At 25.8% G+C, this 18,063-nt stretch carries 14 protein-coding genes; 10 read left to right on the plus strand and 4 right to left on the minus strand.

All coding sequences use genetic code 11. The annotated features are described in order from the left end of the window. The first annotated feature begins 52 nt into the window (after nucleotides 1–52). On the plus strand, nucleotides 53–310 hold the full coding sequence (locus H0H53_RS02485; protein WP_185870412.1) for a FeoA family protein: 258 nt from the start codon (nucleotides 53–55) through the stop codon (nucleotides 308–310). Next, nucleotides 288–2,360 (plus strand): ferrous iron transport protein B, encoded by a 2,073-nt coding sequence (gene feoB / locus H0H53_RS02490; RefSeq protein ID WP_185870413.1) that lies wholly within the window; start codon nucleotides 288–290, stop codon nucleotides 2,358–2,360. Before H0H53_RS02485 ends, feoB begins: the two co-directional genes overlap by 23 nt. Nucleotides 2,361–2,498: 138 nt before the next feature. Here the strand turns inward: feoB and H0H53_RS02495 are convergent, their stop codons facing one another. Beyond that, nucleotides 2,499–3,503 carry a D-alanine--D-alanine ligase gene (locus H0H53_RS02495; protein ID WP_185870414.1) on the minus strand — a complete coding sequence of 335 codons (1,005 nt, stop codon included), beginning with the start codon at nucleotides 3,501–3,503 and terminating at the stop codon, nucleotides 2,499–2,501. A 217-nt stretch (nucleotides 3,504–3,720) separates the two neighbouring features. Here H0H53_RS02495 and H0H53_RS02500 point away from each other — a divergent pair, with 217 nt between their 5' ends. Both H0H53_RS02500 and H0H53_RS02505 read left to right on the plus strand, forming a co-directional pair. Beyond that, nucleotides 3,721–4,701 carry a PASTA domain-containing protein gene (locus tag H0H53_RS02500; RefSeq protein WP_185870415.1) on the plus strand — a complete coding sequence of 327 codons (981 nt, stop codon included), beginning with the start codon at nucleotides 3,721–3,723 and terminating at the stop codon, nucleotides 4,699–4,701. 192 nt (nucleotides 4,702–4,893) lie between these two features. Then, nucleotides 4,894–5,904, plus strand: a complete 1,011-nt coding sequence (locus H0H53_RS02505) for an RluA family pseudouridine synthase (protein ID WP_185870417.1) — start codon at nucleotides 4,894–4,896, stop codon at nucleotides 5,902–5,904. Nucleotides 5,905–5,906: 2 nt separating this feature from the next. Here the strand turns inward: H0H53_RS02505 and mgtE are convergent, their stop codons facing one another. Continuing rightward, the gene (gene mgtE, locus H0H53_RS02510) at nucleotides 5,907–7,265 is read right to left on the minus strand and encodes a magnesium transporter (protein ID WP_185870418.1); all 1,359 of its coding nucleotides are present in this window, start codon (nucleotides 7,263–7,265) and stop codon (nucleotides 5,907–5,909) included. Nucleotides 7,266–7,388: 123 nt separating this feature from the next. Between mgtE and leuS the strand changes: the two genes are divergently transcribed. The 6 genes from leuS to rpoN all read left to right on the plus strand — a co-directional run bounded on the left by leuS (nucleotide 7,389) and on the right by rpoN (nucleotide 16,176). Further along, a complete protein-coding gene (leuS, locus tag H0H53_RS02515; RefSeq protein ID WP_185870420.1) occupies nucleotides 7,389–10,238 on the plus strand; it encodes a leucine--tRNA ligase in 2,850 nt (949 codons plus the stop codon). Nucleotides 10,239–10,425: 187 nt separating this feature from the next. Then, entirely contained in the window at nucleotides 10,426–11,850 is a 1,425-nt protein-coding gene (locus H0H53_RS02520) for a Glu/Leu/Phe/Val family dehydrogenase (protein WP_185870421.1), read from the plus strand. A gap of 42 nt (nucleotides 11,851–11,892) precedes the next feature. Beyond that, nucleotides 11,893–12,609, plus strand: a complete 717-nt coding sequence (pyrH, locus tag H0H53_RS02525) for a UMP kinase (RefSeq protein ID WP_185870422.1) — start codon at nucleotides 11,893–11,895, stop codon at nucleotides 12,607–12,609. Nucleotides 12,610–12,625: 16 nt separating this feature from the next. Further along, the gene (frr, locus tag H0H53_RS02530) at nucleotides 12,626–13,189 is read left to right on the plus strand and encodes a ribosome recycling factor (RefSeq protein ID WP_185870423.1); all 564 of its coding nucleotides are present in this window, start codon (nucleotides 12,626–12,628) and stop codon (nucleotides 13,187–13,189) included. Next, nucleotides 13,190–14,623 (plus strand): asparagine--tRNA ligase, encoded by a 1,434-nt coding sequence (gene asnS / locus H0H53_RS02535; RefSeq protein WP_185870424.1) that lies wholly within the window; start codon nucleotides 13,190–13,192, stop codon nucleotides 14,621–14,623. It abuts the gene before it with no gap. A gap of 8 nt (nucleotides 14,624–14,631) precedes the next feature. After that, nucleotides 14,632–16,176, plus strand: coding sequence for an RNA polymerase factor sigma-54 (gene rpoN, locus H0H53_RS02540; RefSeq protein WP_185870425.1), 1,545 nt, complete (start codon nucleotides 14,632–14,634; stop codon nucleotides 16,174–16,176). Here the strand turns inward: rpoN and H0H53_RS02545 are convergent. Continuing rightward, nucleotides 16,171–17,535 (minus strand): aldehyde dehydrogenase family protein, encoded by a 1,365-nt coding sequence (locus tag H0H53_RS02545; protein WP_185870426.1) that lies wholly within the window; start codon nucleotides 17,533–17,535, stop codon nucleotides 16,171–16,173. The two genes, rpoN and H0H53_RS02545, sit on opposite strands and share 6 nt — an antisense overlap. 59 nt (nucleotides 17,536–17,594) lie before the next feature. Then, nucleotides 17,595–18,047: a SufE family protein gene (locus H0H53_RS02550; protein WP_185870427.1), complete on the minus strand. Its 453-nt coding sequence runs from the start codon at nucleotides 18,045–18,047 to the stop codon at nucleotides 17,595–17,597. Nucleotides 18,048–18,063 lie beyond the last annotated feature (16 nt).

Here is an 18,063-nt window from a genome sequence, read left to right on the forward strand (position 1 = left end):
AAAGAAAAGGATATTGATTTTTTTTATTGTTGAATTTTAAATACATAATAGTTTGAATTTATCTAATCTTAAAAAAGGAGAAAAAGGAATTATTAAAGGATATAAAAATGAGGATTTTCCCATAAAATTATTAGAATTAGGAGTTTTACCTGGAGTGAAATTTGAAATACTTTTTGTCTCTATTTTTTATGATCCACTCTGTATTAGATATGAACAATCTTGTTTAGCTTTACGTAAAAAAGAAGCGGAAAATATTTTAATAGAACCTATTTTTATTTTTGATAATAATGCAGCAACAAAGAAGAATTAAATTGGCACTTGTTGGAAATCCAAACGTTGGAAAAACTTCTTTGTTCAATAAATTAACTGGACTTAATCAAAAAGTAGGAAATTACTTAGGAGTCACCGTTGATAAAAAAATAGGATATTTTTTTTATGAAAATATTTATTATCAGATAGTCGATCTTCCTGGAACTTATAGTCTATATCCTTCATCTGAAGATGAAGAAGTTGTTTGTCAATTATTATTAAATAATACAACAGAAAATATTGATTATCCAGATAAAATTATTGTGGTAGCAGATTCTTCTAATATAAAAAAAAGTCTTCTATTGTTTAGACAAATACAAGACTTAGGATTTCCTGTATTATTCATATTGAATATGTTTGATGAAGCAAAAAAAAAGGGAGTTGTTATTGATATCAATAAGCTTAAAAAATTTTTGATTACAGAAATCGTATTGATCAATGCAAGGAAAGGAATAGGAGTAGAAGAAGTTAAAAAAAAAATAAAAAATCTGGAAAAAAAAACCAAAAATGATTTTTTTTTCAATCCAGGATTTCGTTATCATATTGCTATTCAAGATGTAAAAAATAGTTATTCAGTAACTACTTATAAAGCTTGGTACTACTTAGCCAATAACAATCAAAATTTTTTAAAAAAAAATAATATCCTAAAAAAAATTAAAAAAAAACATAATATCATTTCCAGAAGATTACAAATTAAAGAAACATTAGATAGATATGAAGAAATAGGAAAAATTTTCTCTAAAACAGTTTCTGAAAAAAATTCAGAAAAAGAAAAATCACATTTAGAATTTTCCAAAAAAATAGATAATTTTCTGGTATTACATCCTTTATGGGGATATTTCATTTTTTTTCTTTTTCTATTTATTATTTTTCAAAGTGTTTTTTTTTGGTCGGAAAAACCTAAAAAAATTATAGAATTTTTTTTTTCTTTTATTCAAAAAAAACTAGAAAATGTTTATTCAGGACCCTTAAACAATTTTATTTTGAAAGGAGTTTTACCTGGAATTCGCTCCATAATCACTTTTATTCCACAAATTTCTATTTTATTATTTTTCCTTCTTCTTATGGAAGAAACCGGTTATATAAGTAGAGTCATATTTTTAATGGATAGAATCATGCGTCCATTTGGATTAAATGGGAAAAGTGTAGTCCCTCTTATTTCTAGTGTTGCTTGTGCTATCCCAGCAGTAATGTCTGCTAGACATATTGAAAATCCTAGAGATCGTTTAATTACTATTCTAGCAACTCCTTTTATGACATGTTCTGCTAGATTACCTATCTATACATTAATTATCTCTCTAGTCATTCCGGATAAAAAATGGTTTTTTATTCAATTAAGAGGAATAGTTCTTATGGGAATGTATCTATTAGGAATTTTTTCCGCTTTGAGCATGTCTATGATTCTTCATAAACTTTTGAAAAAAAATTATCAAAGTCATCTTATTATGGAAATCCCTACTTATAAGTGGCCCATGTTCAGAAATATATTCATGACTTTATGGATAAATTTAAAATCATTCATTTTTAATGCAGGAAAAATGATTTTGTTAGTTAGTGTATTAGTTTGGGTTTTAGGATCTTTTGGTCCTTCAGAATCTAAATCTAAAGGTTATATTGTTTTTGAAAATATGATTAAAAAAAAAGAATTACCTAATTCTTATTTAGGGTTATTAGGAAAAAAAATGGAACCTTTTATTAAACCATTAGGATATGATTGGAAAATAGGGATAGGATTACTTTCTTCTTTTGTCGCAAGGGAAGTATTTGTTAGTACTATGTCATCTCTATATAGTATAGAAAAAAAAGAAAATTTTTTATTATTAAAGGAGAAAATGAAAAAAAAAGGATTTCAGGAAATTCCTGCATATAATAATAACATTGCTACAGGAATTTCTTTGCTATTTTTTTATGCTTTTTCTATGCAATGCATGAGTACATTATCTATAATAAAAAAAGAAACAAAATCTTGGAAATGGCCTATTATACAATTTATTTTTATGACAATATTAGCTTATCTTTCTTCTTTTTTTGTATATCAAATATTAAAATAAAATAAAAATATGTGGCAATACATTGTTATTGGAATATTTTTTTTGTATTCCATAATTTATTTGTTTAAAACTTTATTGAAATCTTTCTCGTTAAAAAAAAACTTTTGTAAAAAAAAATGCAATTGTAAATGATTTTTTTTATTTCTCTATTTTTTTCCATCCAATAGAAGAATAGATAACATTTTTAAAAAAATCAGACAAAGATATTCCTGCTATTTTTAATTGTTTTGGAAAAATACTTTCTTCAGAAAGACCAGGAACCGTATTGATTTCTAAAAAAAATGGAACTCCGTTTACAAGAATATATTCCGATCTAGATATTCCTGATAAATTTAATATTTGATATATTTTTTTCGATAATATTTGAATTTCTTTTTCAACTTTTGGGAATAATCTAGCAGGGGTTATTTCTTGAGACTCTCCAGAATATTTTGATTCAAAATCAAAAAAATCATTTTTGCTAATTATTTCTGTAATTGGCAAAACTTTAATTTTGTTATTAAAAGATATCACCCCTACGGAAATTTCTGTCCCTTTTAGGTAGGATTCTATAATGATCTCGTTATCTATTTTAAAAGCTTTCTCTACTGCATAAAAAAATTTTTCTTTTTCATACACTTTAGATATTCCTAAACTAGATCCAGATCTATTAGGTTTTACAAAACATGGCAATCCTACTTTATTAAATATTTTTTTTTCGCAAAAAGATTGATTTTTATTCAAAAAAAAGGATACAGCTGTATTGATTCCAAATTCTCTCAATAAAGAGAGACAATATTTTTTATTAAAAGTTATACTTGCATGATGAAAATGACATCCTGTATAAGGAATTTTTAATAAATGAAAATAAGCTTGTAGGATTCCATCTTCCCCTGGAGTTCCATGAATAACATTAAAAACGCAATCAAATTTTAAAATTTGATTTTCTGAAAGACAAACTGTAAAATCATGTTTATTAACAAAATATTCATGATTGGTTTTATTATCTATTAAAACCCATTTATCCCTAAAAATATGTATTTGATACGGATCAAACTCTTCTTTATTTAAATTATTATAAACTTCTTTTCCACTTTTGAGTGATATGACAGACTCTTCTGTATCCCCGCCCATAATAATGGCTATTTTTTTCTTTTTTTTCATTTTTATTATTTCATATTATTTTTTATTATATACTACAACAAACATTATCCGGAATAAATAATTAATGTAAAATAATAGAATCTTCTCCTTTTCTTCTTATTTTTTTTATCCATTCTAAAAATTAAGAATAAGGAAAAAAGGAATAATGAATTTCTTTTTTTTTATCTTTATTTTTTCCTTAAAAAGATATAATAAAATTTTTATATGTTTTTGTAACATGAATTATTCAAAATTCTGTTTAATATTCATAATTAATTTATTAATCGCTATATTAATTTTATATAAAATCACTGATTTTTCATTAAAATGGGTTGATTTTTACACAAAACACGGATCTTATGTTGTAGTTCCTAATCTTCGTGACTTAACTTTAGATCAATCTATAGATCTTTTAAAAAAATTAGGATTGAAGTACGATGTAGATACATCACGTTATGATCCTTATTTTAAACCTTATCAAGTTATTTCCTTTTCTCCAGAAGCAGGAGATCATGTGAAAATAGGAAGACACATATATCTACAAGCTAATGCAAAAACATTCCAATCTACTGCTACTGTGTTACCCAATATTATAAATAAAAATAAGCGTACAGCTATAAAATTGCTTCAATCTAATCATATTTTCGTTAAAAAAATAAAATATATTATGATTAATGATCCTTCTTCTAAAGATATTGTTTTGAAAGTTTTTTATCAAGGTAAATCGATTAAATCTGGACATATCTTACCAAATCAAGATTCAGTAACTTTACTGATTGGAAAGGGATACGAAAAAAATAATTTTGTTATCGTTCCAAATGTAATTGGAATGGATTTGCATACTGCTACTTCTATTTTGAAAGAAAAATCATTTAACATTATTAATTTTTATTACGATCATTCATCATCAGATACTTATGATAATAATAATCAGAGTAGTAGTATCAAAAATGAAGCAAAAGTATATCGTCAAAACCCTTATCCTGGGAATAAAATACATCAAAATAAAAAATATATTGAGATTTGGATAACTTCTTCTTCTACGAAGAAAAAGAACAATTCTAAACCAAAAGAATTATTGGAAAATTTAATACAATCATCATATGAAATTCATAAAAATGAATATCATTCCGTTAAAAACAATTTAGAAGATAAAAATCATTTAACAAATAAAGAAAAAAAAACAAAAATTGAAATAAAAGAAAATGAAAGTAAATAAAATAATAAGAAACAAAAGAAAGCATTTATTAATAATAATATAAAAAAATAGAATGAAAGATAGATTTTCCTCCCTATCTTCCTAACTTATTTATATTTATATATTTATTTATTATAAAAAAAAAAGAACTCCAACCACGTTCCATTACTTACGTCCGTATAAGTTATAATAAAATAAAATACATTTGAAAGAATGTCTCTATTTAAATTTATTGCAAATAAAGATCAGAAACCTATTAGAATTGATAAATTTTTAATACAATCAATCCCAAATATTAGTAGAAATCAAATTCAAAAGTCGACTCATTCAGGAAAAATTTTAGTCAATCAACGTATTATCAAAAAAAATAATTATAAAATAAAACCTTTTGATATCGTGATAGCAGAAACAATTTCTACACCTGTTTTAGACTTAGAATACAGAAATATTATTGAAGAAAAAATCCCTATTAATATTCTTTATGAAGATGAAGATATTATAGTTATTAATAAACCTGCGGGAATGGTAGTACATCCAGGATTTGGTCATAAAAAAGGAACATTAATTCATGGGATTAAATATCATTTAAAAAATTTTTCTCATCAAAAAAAATTTCCTCCTAGATTAGGGTTAATTCACAGAATTGATAAAGATACCTCAGGATTACTTCTTATAGCAAAAAATGAATCTTCTCAAAAAGGGTTATTTCAACAATTTTTTTATAAAACTATTAAGAGAAAATATATCGCTTTAGTATGGGGGACTTTACAGAAAGAAAAAGGAAGTATAACTGGATTTATCGGAAGAGATCCTAAAAATAGAAAAAGGATGATTTTATTCCAAACCCCTTCTAAAGGAAAATATTCAATAACTCATTATAAAGTTTTGGAAAAATTTCAAAATATAACATATATTTCCTGTCATCTAGAAACAGGAAAAACACATCAAATAAGAGCTCACTTCAAATATTTAGGGAATCCATTATTTAATGATTCTACTTATGGAGGAAATCAAATTTTGATGAAAAAAAAATTTTCAAAAAAAAATATTGAATTTTTCAATAAATGTTTAAAAATTTTACAAAGACAAGCATTACATGCTATTTGTCTTTCTTTTATTCATCCAAATAATAAAAAAAAATATCATTTTACATGTCCAATTCCTGAAGATTTTCAAAATGTTTTACAACAATGTAAAAAACAACAACTTTTAGAAAAAAATTAAATTCATAATAATGTTCCTTTAAGAATAAGAGAAGATATAGAAAAATATATAATCAATCCAACAACATCTACCAATGTTGCCACAAATGGAGTAGAAGAACTTGCCGGATCTCCCCTAAATTTTTTAATGATAAAAGGGAACATGGATCCACTAAAGGTTCCCCATAAAACGACTCCGATCAAAGAAAAAAAAATAGTTAATCCAACCAAAATCCAATGAGGTCCATAATTATAAAAATTAATATTATGCCAAGTAATAATCCGTATGAATCCTGTTAATCCTAGAATACTTCCTAAAAAAAAACCACAGACTATTTCTCTTTGCATGACTCTCCACCAATCTTTTATTTTGACTTCTCCTAAAGCCATAGCTTGGATAACTAAACTGGCCGCTTGAGAGCCACTATTTCCACCACTTGAAACTACTAATGGAATGAATAAAGCTAAAACAATTGCTTTTTCTATTACACTTGAAAATTTCTGCATTACCGTCGTCGTAAACATTTCTCCTATAAATAACAAAGTCAACCATCCAGCTCTTTTCTTTATTAATCTAAATAAAGGAACATTCAGATAAGATTGATTCAATACTTCCATTCCTCCTATTTTTTGAATATCTTCTCTATAATTTTCATTCAATACCCATAAAATATCATCTATGGTAACTATTCCCAACAAAATTTTCTGATCATCTATCACTGGAAGTGAAACTCTATTATTCATAGAAAATATTTTAGTAGCTTCTTCTTCTGTATCCATTACACATAATGCAGTATATTGTCCATCCATTAAATCAGAGACTTTAGTTTTTGTATCTACTAATAAAAATTCTCGTATTTTGATATCGTCTACTAGTTTTCCTGATTTATCAACTATATATACAATTTCTATAACATCACTATTTTTACCTTCTTTTCGTATGTAATCTAATACTTCTTGAACACTCCAAGTCTCTTGCACAGATAGGCAGTATGGAATCATTAAACGACCGACACTATTTTCAGGATATCCCAAAGAGACTAATGTTTTACGTTTTTCTTCCGGATTTAAATATTTAATTAAATCTTTTAAAGAATTCTTTGGAAGATTTTCCAAAAAGGAAACACGATCATCTACTGATAATTTATTCAAAAATTCCATCATTTTAATTGATGGAAGACCTTCTATAATTTTTTTTTTTATAGGAAAATCTAAAACTTTAAAAACAGAAGTAGATTTACATAATTTTAATAAACCAAATATTGTTACAATTTTATTGGGATGATCCTGAATTAATTTTACTAAATCACTAATAGTTTGATCGTTCAAAAACTTTTCGTTTAAATTATTTTGAAAATAATTCTTATTATGGGAATTAAACATTTCTTTTCTTTGTTTAGAAAAAAATTCATATTTATTTTATGCTAATTTTGAAATTAGTTTCAATATTGAATGTTGTTTGATTTATCATTATCAAATCTAAAAAAAATATTAATATAAAAAAATATGGAATATAATTTTCGTAAAATTGAGAAACGTTGGCAAATATATTGGAGAAAACATCATCTTTTTCATACAAAAGAAAACTATTCGTCATCTAAAAAAAAGAAATACTATATTTTAAATATGTTTCCTTATCCATCTGGAGAAGGACTTCATATTGGACATTGTTTAGGATATATAGCTTCAGATATTTATGCACGATATCAAAGAGCAAAAGGATATAATGTTCTAAATCCTATAGGATTTGATTCTTTTGGACTTCCTGCAGAACAATATGCCATTCAAACGGGACAACATCCTTATGAAACTACTCGTAAAAATATTCAAAGATATCAAAACCAAATGAATAAAATAGGAATTTCTTTCGATTGGAGTCGTTCATTGTGTACAAGTGATCCTACTTATTATCGTTGGACTCAATGGATGTTTATTCAAATTTTTAATTCTTGGTATGATAAAAAAAGTGAACAAGCTAAATCTATAGATCTTTTGATTGAAAAATTTAATAAAAACGGAAATTTATCTGTTCATGCAAGCAGTTCATTCAACGATAAATTTGATTCAAAAACATGGAAAAAATTAAATTCTTTTGAAAAAGAATCCATTCTTTTAGATTATCGTTTAGCTTTTTTATGCAAAAATACAGTTAATTGGTGTCCAGATTTAGGAACTGTTCTAGCAAACGACGAAATAAAAAATGGAAAAAGTCAAAGAGGTGGATATCCTATTTACAAAAAAAAAATGTTACAATGGCATATAAGAATCAGTGCTTATATAGAAAGGCTTTTAAAGGGATTAAAATCAATTGATTGTTCTAAATCTTTTAAAAATTTACAACATAATTGGATAGGAAAAAACTTAGGAGCATCTATTTTATTAGAAATTTTTTTTTCAAAAGAAAATAGAAAAAAAATAGAATTATTTATTTCTCGTCCAGAAACTATATTTGGAATGACTTTCATTATTTTATCTACAGATCATCCCCTTTTAGAAAAAATTACTCTTTCTTCTCATAAAAAAAATGTGATGAACTATAAAAAAAATAATACTAACACATTAGTAGAAGAAAAAACAACGATTTCTGGTGTTTTTACAGGAAACTATGTTTTTCATCCATTCATTAAAAATAAGAAAATTCCTATTTATATTAGTAATTCTTTTCCTGTAGATCAGAAAACAAAATCTATAATAGGAACACCGGGTCATGAAAAATATAGTTTCCAATTTGCGAAAAAATTTGGTTTAGAAATAGTATTCGTCCTTATTCCTGAAAAAGAAAAAATAGATCATTACAATAAGAATAAGAATCATGAACCTTATGAAGAGGAAAATGGAATATGCATAAATTCTGATTTTTTAAATGGATTAAATACAAAAGAAGCAAAAGAGAAAATTATGCAAATACTAGAAAATAAAAGTATTGGAAAAAAAAGAAACACGTATAAATTACGTGATGCTGTTTTTTCTAGACAAAGGTATTGGGGAGAACCAATTCCTATTTTTTTTAAAAATAAAATTCCTAAAACTATTCCTATTGAAAAACTTCCTCTTATTCTACCAAAAATAGAAAATTATCATCCAAAAAATGGAAAATCTCCATTAGTTAGAGTGAATCTATGGGCTTGGGATGAAAAAAATATGAAAATAGTTTCAAAAGATCTGATAGATAATAAATATGTTTTTCCAATAGAAACAAGTACTATGCCGAGTTGGGCTGGATCAAGTTGGTATTTTCTTCGTTATATGGATGTTCATAACCATAAGTTTTTTCTAGATAAAAAAAAAGAACATTATTGGAAAAATGTTGATTTATATATTGGAGGATCTGAACATACTACAGGTCATTTAATTTATGCAAGATTTTGGCATAAATTTCTAAAAGATAGAGGGTGGATAAGTTCAGAAGAACCTTTTAATAAAATATTAAATCAAGGAATGATTCTTAGTTCTTCTGCTATTATCTTAAAAACTATTGGAGATAATACATTTGTATCTTATGGATTAAAAAATAAGAATAATAATTTGTCATTTCAAGAAATTTATGTAGATATATCTCTAACAAATAATAATAAATTAAATATTAATCAATTTAAAAAATGGAGACCAGAATTTTCTAATGCTAAATTTTTTTTAGAAAAAGGAAATTTCTTTTGCAAAAGAAAATTAGAAAAAATGTCCAAGTCTAAACATAATGTCATTAATCCAGATCATATTTATGAAAAATATGGATCAGATGTATTTCGTCTTTATGAAATGTTTTTAGGCCCCATTACACAATCCAAATCTTGGAGTGATGAAAAAATTAATGGAATAAAAAATTTTTTGAATAAATTTTGGCGTTTATTCCATAAAAATGGACTTTTTCAAGTCAGTGAACTATCTCCAACTTTTGAAGAATTCAAAATATTACATAAAGCAATCAAGAAATTACAGGAAAAAATAAAATATTTTTCTTTTAATACATCTATTAGTTTATTTATGATTGTTGTTAATCAATTAACTGTTATCAAATGTAATAAAAGAAAAATATTGGAACCATTAGTGAAATTAATGGCTCCATTTGTTCCTCACATAGCTGAAGAACTTTGGAAAAAACTAGGGTGGAAAAAATCTGTTATTTTTTCTTCTATTCCTATTTTGGATCCAAAATATCTTGTAGAAGAAAAAATAACATATCCGATCATGTTTAATGGTAAATTAAAATTTAAAGAAGAATTTAAATCAAATATTACAATAGAACAAATAAAAAATAAAATATTAAATCATTATAAAACAAAGTTTTTTTTAAAAGAAAAAGGATTAAAAAAAATCATCATAATCCCAAAAAAAATAATAAATATTATATATAACTAAATAAATATAAATACCAAATATATTATAATATATAATGACATCATAAGATGTTGTAAATTTTATTTTTTCAAAAAAAATTTCTACATAAAACGTAAATTTGTATTCTATCTCTTAGATAAGATAAGATAGAGCATTCGTTTCATTTTAGATTAGAAAAGATAGAAAAGAAAAGTGTAAAAACTTTTTTATGTCAAAAAAAAACCAAAATAAAACGTATAGTTTTTTTAGTTGTATAGAAAAAAATTTTGATAAAGCAGCACGATTTCTTTCTATTGAAAAAGGTATTTTAGAACAGATTAAAGCTTGTAATGCTGTATACCGTATGCATTTTCCTGTAAAAATAGGAAAAAAAATCAAAGTGATTGAAGCGTATAGAGTTCAACATTCTCATCATAAATTACCTTGTAAAGGAGGAATCAGATATAGTACAAAAGTCAACCAAGATGAAATCATGACTTTAGCTGCACTTATGACATATAAATGTGCTATAGTAGATGTTCCTTTTGGAGGAGCCAAAGGAGGAATTAAAATGGACCCACAAACTCTTTCTGTAGAGAATATAGAAAAAATAACTCGTCGTTACACTTCTGAATTAATTAAAAAAAATTTTATAGGACCAGGAATAGATGTTCCTGCTCCTGATTATGGAACTGGAGAAAGAGAAATGAGTTGGATTTTTGATACATTTTTATCTCTTAGACCTGTAGAAGTAGATGCTTTAGCTTGTGTTACAGGGAAACCTATCTCTCAAGGAGGAGTTAGAGGAAGAAAGGAAGCAACAGGATTAGGTGTTTTTTATGGAATTAGAGAATTGTGTCGTCTAAAAGAAGACATGTTCTCTGTAGGTCTTGATGTAGGGTTGGTAGGAAAAAGAGTGATAATACAAGGTCTAGGAAATGTAGGATATCATGCAGCTACTTTTTTTCATGAAGCAGGAGCTATTATTATCGCATTAGCAGAAAGAGAAGGAGCTATTTATAATAAAAAAGGATTAAATGTATCCGATGTGATTTTCCATTTGAAAAATACCGGATCTATATTAAATTTTCCAGGAGCAAAGAATATTGACAATACAGAAAAAGCATTAGAATTAGAATGTGATATACTTATACCAGCTGCATTAGAAAATGTTATACATAAAAATAATGCAAATTGTATTCAAGCAAAAATTATTGGAGAAGCAGCAAATGGACCTATTACTCCAGAAGCAGATGAAATATTAGAAAAAAGGGGAGTAATTGTAGTTCCAGATATTTATTTAAATGCTGGAGGGGTTACAGTATCTTACTTTGAATGGTTAAAAAATTTAAGTCATGTTCGATATGGACGCATGGAAAAACGTTTTAGTGAAAATATGAATGCCGAATTACTTCAGGTGATAGAAACTATTTGCAGAAAAAAAATTCTAAAAGAAGAAAAAAAAATGATTTTAAGAGGAGCAAGAGAAATAGACTTAGTCAGAAGTGGATTAGAAGATACAATGATTAGTGGGTTTCATAAAATTCGTGAATTAAAAAAATCAACAGGAATAAAAAACATGCGTACAGCTGCATTCGTTTTTGCTATCAAAAAAATTATAGATTCTTATGAAAAATTAGGTATTTTTCCATAATCTCCTTTTGAAAAAACTGATAGATAAAAAAATATCTTTTCCATGAAGTACAAAAGATCATTGTTGAAATTAAGCGGAGAAGCTCTTATGGGGAATAACGAATTTGGACTTCATTCTACTCGTCTTCAACAATATGCTGAAGAAGTCAAAAAAGTAGTAGATATGGGAGCTCAAGTAGCTATAGTTATTGGAGGAGGAAATATATTTAGAGGATTTTCTAGAATCAAAGAAAATACGATAGATCGTATAGGAGGAGATTATATGGGAATGTTAGCTACCGTAATTAACGGTATAGCATTTCAATCTTATTTAGAAAGTGTAGGAATATGTACCTACATACAAACTGCTATTAGAATGGATCAAATCGCAGAACCATTTGTAAAAGATAGAGCTATTCATCATCTTGAAAAAGGAAGAGTTGTTATATTTGTTGCAGGATTAGGAAATCCATATTTTACAACGGACACAGCAGCTGTATTACGTGCTATAGAAATAAAAGCAGACGTTTTACTGAAAGGAACTAGAGTAGATGGAATCTACACAACCGATCCAGAAAAAGATAAATATGCTAAAAAACTTAAAAAAATATCCTTTGATATGGCGTATCAAATGGGAATAAAAGTCATGGATCAAACTGCATTCAGTTTAGGAAATGAAAATAATCTCCCCATTATTATTTTTGATATAAACAGAAAAGGAAATTTAAAAAAAGTAATTTCTGGAAAAGAAATAGGTACCCTTGTTTCTAAAAATAAATAAAAAGAATTAAAGAATTATGGATGAATTGAATAAAATTTTTATTTTCTGTAAAAAAGACATGGAAAAAATTTTGGAAAAATTCCAAAAAGAAATTCATCGTCTGAGATTAGGAAGCAAATCCATTATTTCCTTTCTAGAAGAAATAAAAATAAAGTGTTATGGAACTTTATTACCTTTGATTGAAGTGGCAAATATTAACATTATAGATAACATGAATCTTACTATTACCCCTTGGGATCGTTCTATAATATCTAATATAGATAAAGCAATCATAGATTCTAATTTAGGGTTTATGCCCACTAATAAAGGAGAATATATTCATATCCATCTTCCTATGATTACGGAAGAAGGAAGAAAAAATTTGATTCAAAAAATTAAATCGCAAACAGAACAAGCAAAAATATTTATAAGAAACATACGAAAAAAAAACAATCACAATATAAAAAAATTGAAACTATCAGAAGATTTATATAAAAAAGGAGAAAATCGTATCCAAAAAATAACAAGCGAATATATTCAAAAAATTGATTATTTTTTTCTTTCTAAAGAAAAAGAAATACTTCATAATATAAATAAATAAATGAATGATAGGATAGAAAAATATTCAATTAAAGAATTATTAGATAAAGAAAAAATTTTTTTAAATAAAACAGTTTTAGTTGAAGGTTGGATTCGTTCTTTTCGTAATTTTATTTTCATATCATTAAATGATGGATCTACAATTAAAAATCTTCAAATTATTTTATCCAAAAATTTGAAAAAAAATTTTTTAAAAAAAATAACAATTGGAACTTCTATTCAAGTTATAGGGATCATAACACAAAGCATAGGAAAAAAACAAAATATAGAATTGCAATCTATAAAGATCACTATCTATGGAGGAGTAGATTCTAAAAATTTTCAAAAATCTATTTTACAGCCAAAACAACATAGTTTGGAAACATTGCGTAAACAAGCACACTTACGTTTCCGGACAAGTATTTTTAGCAGTATTATGCGTATCCGTCATCATATAGCTTTTTTTATCCATAAGTATTTTCATGAACATGGTTTCTTTTATATAAATACTCCTATTATAACTACTTCAAATTCTGAAGGTTCTGGAGAAATGTTTCAAGTTACTACTATGGATTTAAAAAATATTCCCTATGATATAAAAGGGAATATTGATTATACAAAAGATTTTTTTAAATGCCAAACCTATCTTAGTGTATCTGGACAATTAGAAGCAGAAACAGCTTCTTTAGCATTAGGAAAAGTGTATACTTTTGGTCCTGCTTTTCGTGCAGAAAATTCTAACACTTCACGGCATTTGTCAGAATTTTGGATGATAGAACCAGAAATGGCTTTTTATCATTTAGAAGAAAATATGAATTTAGCAGAGGATTTTTTAAAATCTATCATTCAATATATTATTGATTTTTGTATAGATGACCTATCATTTTTAAATGAACACATCAAAAAATGGAATAATAATAGAAAAAAAGAATCTTCTCTTTTAGAAAAATTGAAATTTATATTCAAATATCCATTTAAACGAATTAGTTATACTGAAGCAATAAACATTCTTCAAAAGGAAAAAAAAAAAAATTTTTTTTATCCAGTTCTTTGGGGAATTGATTTACAATCGGAACATGAACAATATCTCGTTAATGAATATTTTCAATCACCTGTAATTATATTTGATTATCCTTCTTGTATAAAAGCTTTTTATATGCGCATAAACGAGGATAAAAAAACAGTTAGAGCTATGGATATTTTGTTTCCAGAAATAGGAGAAATTATAGGAGGATCTCAAAGGGAAGAACGTTATGATATGTTATTAAATCGTATAAAAGATACGAAAATAGATGAGAGTAAACTTTGGTGGTATTTAGATACACGTCGTTTTGGTTCTGTTCCTCATAGTGGATTCGGATTAGGATTTGATCGTTTAGTTCAATTCATTACAGGAATGAAAAATATTCGTGATGTGATTCCTTTTCCAAGGACACCTAATAATGCAGAATTTTAAAACAAAACATGTTAAAACAGAGATTATTACAAAAAACACAACAGAAACTTTCTCCACAACAAATTAAACTAATGAAATTAGTACAATTATCTACTTTGGATTTTGAACAAAGAGTAAAACAAGAATTAGAAGAAAATACAGCGTTAGAAGAAGATTGTTCTAATTCTTCTTCTCCTAATAGCAGCAGTAACAACGATGATTTTTTTTCAGAAAATTGCGAAATAGAAGAAGAATATCCTTCTGATACTGCTGATACATTTGATATTTCAGATAATTCTTCTAATAATCATAAAATAGATGAAATCAATATTGAAGAATATTTAAACGATGATGAAATTATAGATAACAAAAATCATAATATCACAAATCAAAATAATAATAATCCTATTATTGAAAAATATATTTCCATAGTTTCTGGAGTCTCTTTTCAAGAGTATTTAAAAAGTCAATTACATACTTTTCGTTTTTTAAATCAAGAAGATTTATTGATAGCAGATTTTCTACTAGGTAATCTTGACGAAGATGGTTATATAAGAAGAGAAATCTCTTCTATAGCGGATGATATCTTTTTGATACTTGGAATATCCGTTTCTGTAGATAAAATTGAAAAATTACTTTTGAATTATATACAAAAATTAGATCCTATAGGAGTAGGATCTAGAAATTTACAAGAATGTCTTCTTTTACAATTAAAAAACAAAAAAAAATCATTAGAAGTCAATTTGGCAAAAAAAATCATAAAAAATTATTTCCAATTTTTTACAAAAAAACATTATCAAAAATTACAAAATAAATTAGGAACAACAAGAAAAAATTTACGAAAAGCTATCTATCAAATAGAAAAATTAAATCCAAAACCAGGAAAAATTTATTCTGGAAACACTAGAAATTTAGATGATATTATTATTCCAGATTTTACTATTCGTATTTTGGATGGAGAATTAGAACTTTCTTTAAATCATAGAAATACTCCAGAATTAAAAATTTCGTCTTTATATTTAGATATGTTAAAATCTTATAGATGTTCAAAAAAAAAACGGAACATGAAAAGTGATGAAAACACTATTATATTTATAAAACAAAAAATAGATTCAGCAAAATGGTTTGTTGATGCTATCAAACAAAGAAAAAATACATTAATGTTAACAATGAATGCTATTATGGATTATCAAAGAGAATATTTTTTAACTGGAGATCCATATAAAATAAAACCTATGATTTTAAAAAATATTTCACAAAAAATTGGAGTAGGAATATCAACGGTATCTCGTGTTGCTAGCAGCAAATATGTAAATACACCATATGGGACTTTTTTAATAAAAAGTTTTTTTTCCGAAAAAATGATAAACGGAGAAGGAGAAGAAATATCTTCAATTGAAATAAAAAAACTATTAGGAGAATCTATTGCGAAAGAAAATAAAAAAAAACCTTTAACTGACGATAAATTATCAAAAGTACTTCAAAAAAAAGGCTATTTAATAGCTAGACGTACTGTAGCAAAATACAGAGATCAAATGCAGATACCTGTTGCAAGAATGCGAAGAATTTTATGATTGTTTTTTAATAATAATGGTTTTCCAATTAGAAAATTCTTTTATAGATAGAATAGAAAGTTCTCTTCCATATCCAGATTTTTTTATTCCTCCAAAAGGAAAACGAGGATCTGATTTAACTATTTCATTGATAAATACCATACCCGTATTAATTTTTTTGGATAATATTTCCGCTTTTTCTAAATTATCTGTCCAAATGGAAGCCCCTAATCCATAACACGTAGCATTAACAATAGAAGGAATTTCTTTTTCATCAGAATAAGTATAAACTAATCCTATTGGCCCAAATATTTCTTCTTTAGGTAGATTCTTATTTTCTATCTTCAATAAAGATGGAGAAAAAAAATTTCTATCTTTTATAGATTTTAAATATATTTTTCCTCCATTTGAAATGATGTTTTTGTATTGTTGATATAATTTTTCAGATAAATCAGTACGAGAAATATAACCTATTTTAGTAGATTCATCGTATAAATCTCCTCTTTGATATTTTTTCATTTCCTGTATTACAATATCTATAAAATCATCTACAAGAGAATTATCCACAATAAATCTTTTAGCAGAAATACATGTTTGTCCTGTATTATTGAGTCTAGATTTTGTAGCTAATTTTCCAATTTTTTCTATATTTTTAACATCTTTCATAACTACAAAAGCATCATTTCCTCCTAATTCTAAAACAGACTTTTTAATATATTTTCCGGATAAATATCCGATATGACTTCCAGCAAAATGACTTCCTGTAAAAGTCACTCCTTGTATAGTTGAATTAGATATTACTGATTCTATTTTAGGAATATCTATTAAAATAACTTGAAAAACTCCTTTTGGAAATCCAGAATCAATAAATATTTTTTCTAAAAGAATAGAACAACCTGCAGTATTAAGAGCAGGTTTCAAAAAAATTACATTTCCTAATAGCAAATTAGGAATAGAATATCTTATGGTTTGCCAAATTGGATAATTCCAAGGCATAATACCCAATATCGCCCCTATAGATTCAAATCTAACATAAGATTTTTCATATTCAGGAGTTATTGTCTCTTGAAAAAAAAGAGATTCTTTTAAATTGGAATAATATTTACATAAATTTATACTTTTATTCACTTCTGCTATAGATTGAGTTATGGGTTTTCCCATTTCCTGAGTAATTAAATACGATATAATATCTATAGTTTTTTGCATGAAAAAAGACAGTTGAGTGATCTGTTTTATTCTATAAGAAAAAGAAGAATTTTTCCATTCCTTATATGCTTTATTAGCTATAGATAATTTATCAATAATATCTTTTTCGGATAAAAAAGAATAAGTATTTAATATATGATTATCAATAGGATCAATGGTTTGAAATTTATTCATAGTTATTAAATATATTTCCTCATTTTTTATAATAGAATTATGAATGAAGGATAGTCAGTCTATTTTATTATTTTTCCATTTAAACTAACAGAAATTTTTGCATAAAAATCTATTGCATAGAACTTAATTTTTTTTAAAAATAAAAGTAGACCATTAGATCTAATTGGAGATAAAAATGTTTTCAACCCTATTTCGGAAATAAAATTTGCATTCGATGAAATGATTTCCAAAGGAGGATGTCCTGAATATAGACGAATCATAAGAGCAGCCATCCCTCTAGGTAATAAAGCGTCACTATCTGCATCAAAAAAAACACGTCCTCCTTTTTTTAATTTAGCTTCCAACCAAACTTGAGATTGACAACCATGAATTAATTTATCTTCTGATCTAAATTCAGAAGATTTTTTTGGTAAATTTATTCCTAAATCTATAAGATATTCATATCTTTCTTCCCAATTTTTTAGAATTGAAAATTCTTTTTTGATGCTTTCTTCTTTATCCTGTAACGTCATTTCATTTCAAAAGTTT

Origin of the sequence: Blattabacterium cuenoti (assembly GCF_014251955.1) — a bacterium.
GTDB lineage: Bacteria > Bacteroidota > Bacteroidia > Flavobacteriales > Blattabacteriaceae > Blattabacterium > Blattabacterium cuenoti_L.

Coding starts and splice junctions, on each gene's coding strand:
- feoB (WP_185870413.1), top strand. CDS start 288: ATGCAGCAACAAAGAAGAATTAAATTGGCACTTGTTGGAAATCCAAAC.
- H0H53_RS02495 (WP_185870414.1), bottom strand. CDS start 3,503: ATGAAAAAAAAGAAAAAAATAGCCATTATTATGGGCGGGGATACAGAA.
- H0H53_RS02500 (WP_185870415.1), top strand. CDS start 3,721: ATGAATTATTCAAAATTCTGTTTAATATTCATAATTAATTTATTAATC.
- H0H53_RS02505 (WP_185870417.1), top strand. CDS start 4,894: ATGTCTCTATTTAAATTTATTGCAAATAAAGATCAGAAACCTATTAGA.
- mgtE (WP_185870418.1), bottom strand. CDS start 7,265: ATGTTTAATTCCCATAATAAGAATTATTTTCAAAATAATTTAAACGAA.
- leuS (WP_185870420.1), top strand. CDS start 7,389: ATGGAATATAATTTTCGTAAAATTGAGAAACGTTGGCAAATATATTGG.
- H0H53_RS02520 (WP_185870421.1), top strand. CDS start 10,426: ATGTCAAAAAAAAACCAAAATAAAACGTATAGTTTTTTTAGTTGTATA.
- pyrH (WP_185870422.1), top strand. CDS start 11,893: ATGAAGTACAAAAGATCATTGTTGAAATTAAGCGGAGAAGCTCTTATG.
- frr (WP_185870423.1), top strand. CDS start 12,626: ATGGATGAATTGAATAAAATTTTTATTTTCTGTAAAAAAGACATGGAA.
- asnS (WP_185870424.1), top strand. CDS start 13,190: ATGAATGATAGGATAGAAAAATATTCAATTAAAGAATTATTAGATAAA.
- rpoN (WP_185870425.1), top strand. CDS start 14,632: ATGTTAAAACAGAGATTATTACAAAAAACACAACAGAAACTTTCTCCA.
- H0H53_RS02545 (WP_185870426.1), bottom strand. CDS start 17,535: ATGAATAAATTTCAAACCATTGATCCTATTGATAATCATATATTAAAT.
- H0H53_RS02550 (WP_185870427.1), bottom strand. CDS start 18,047: ATGACGTTACAGGATAAAGAAGAAAGCATCAAAAAAGAATTTTCAATT.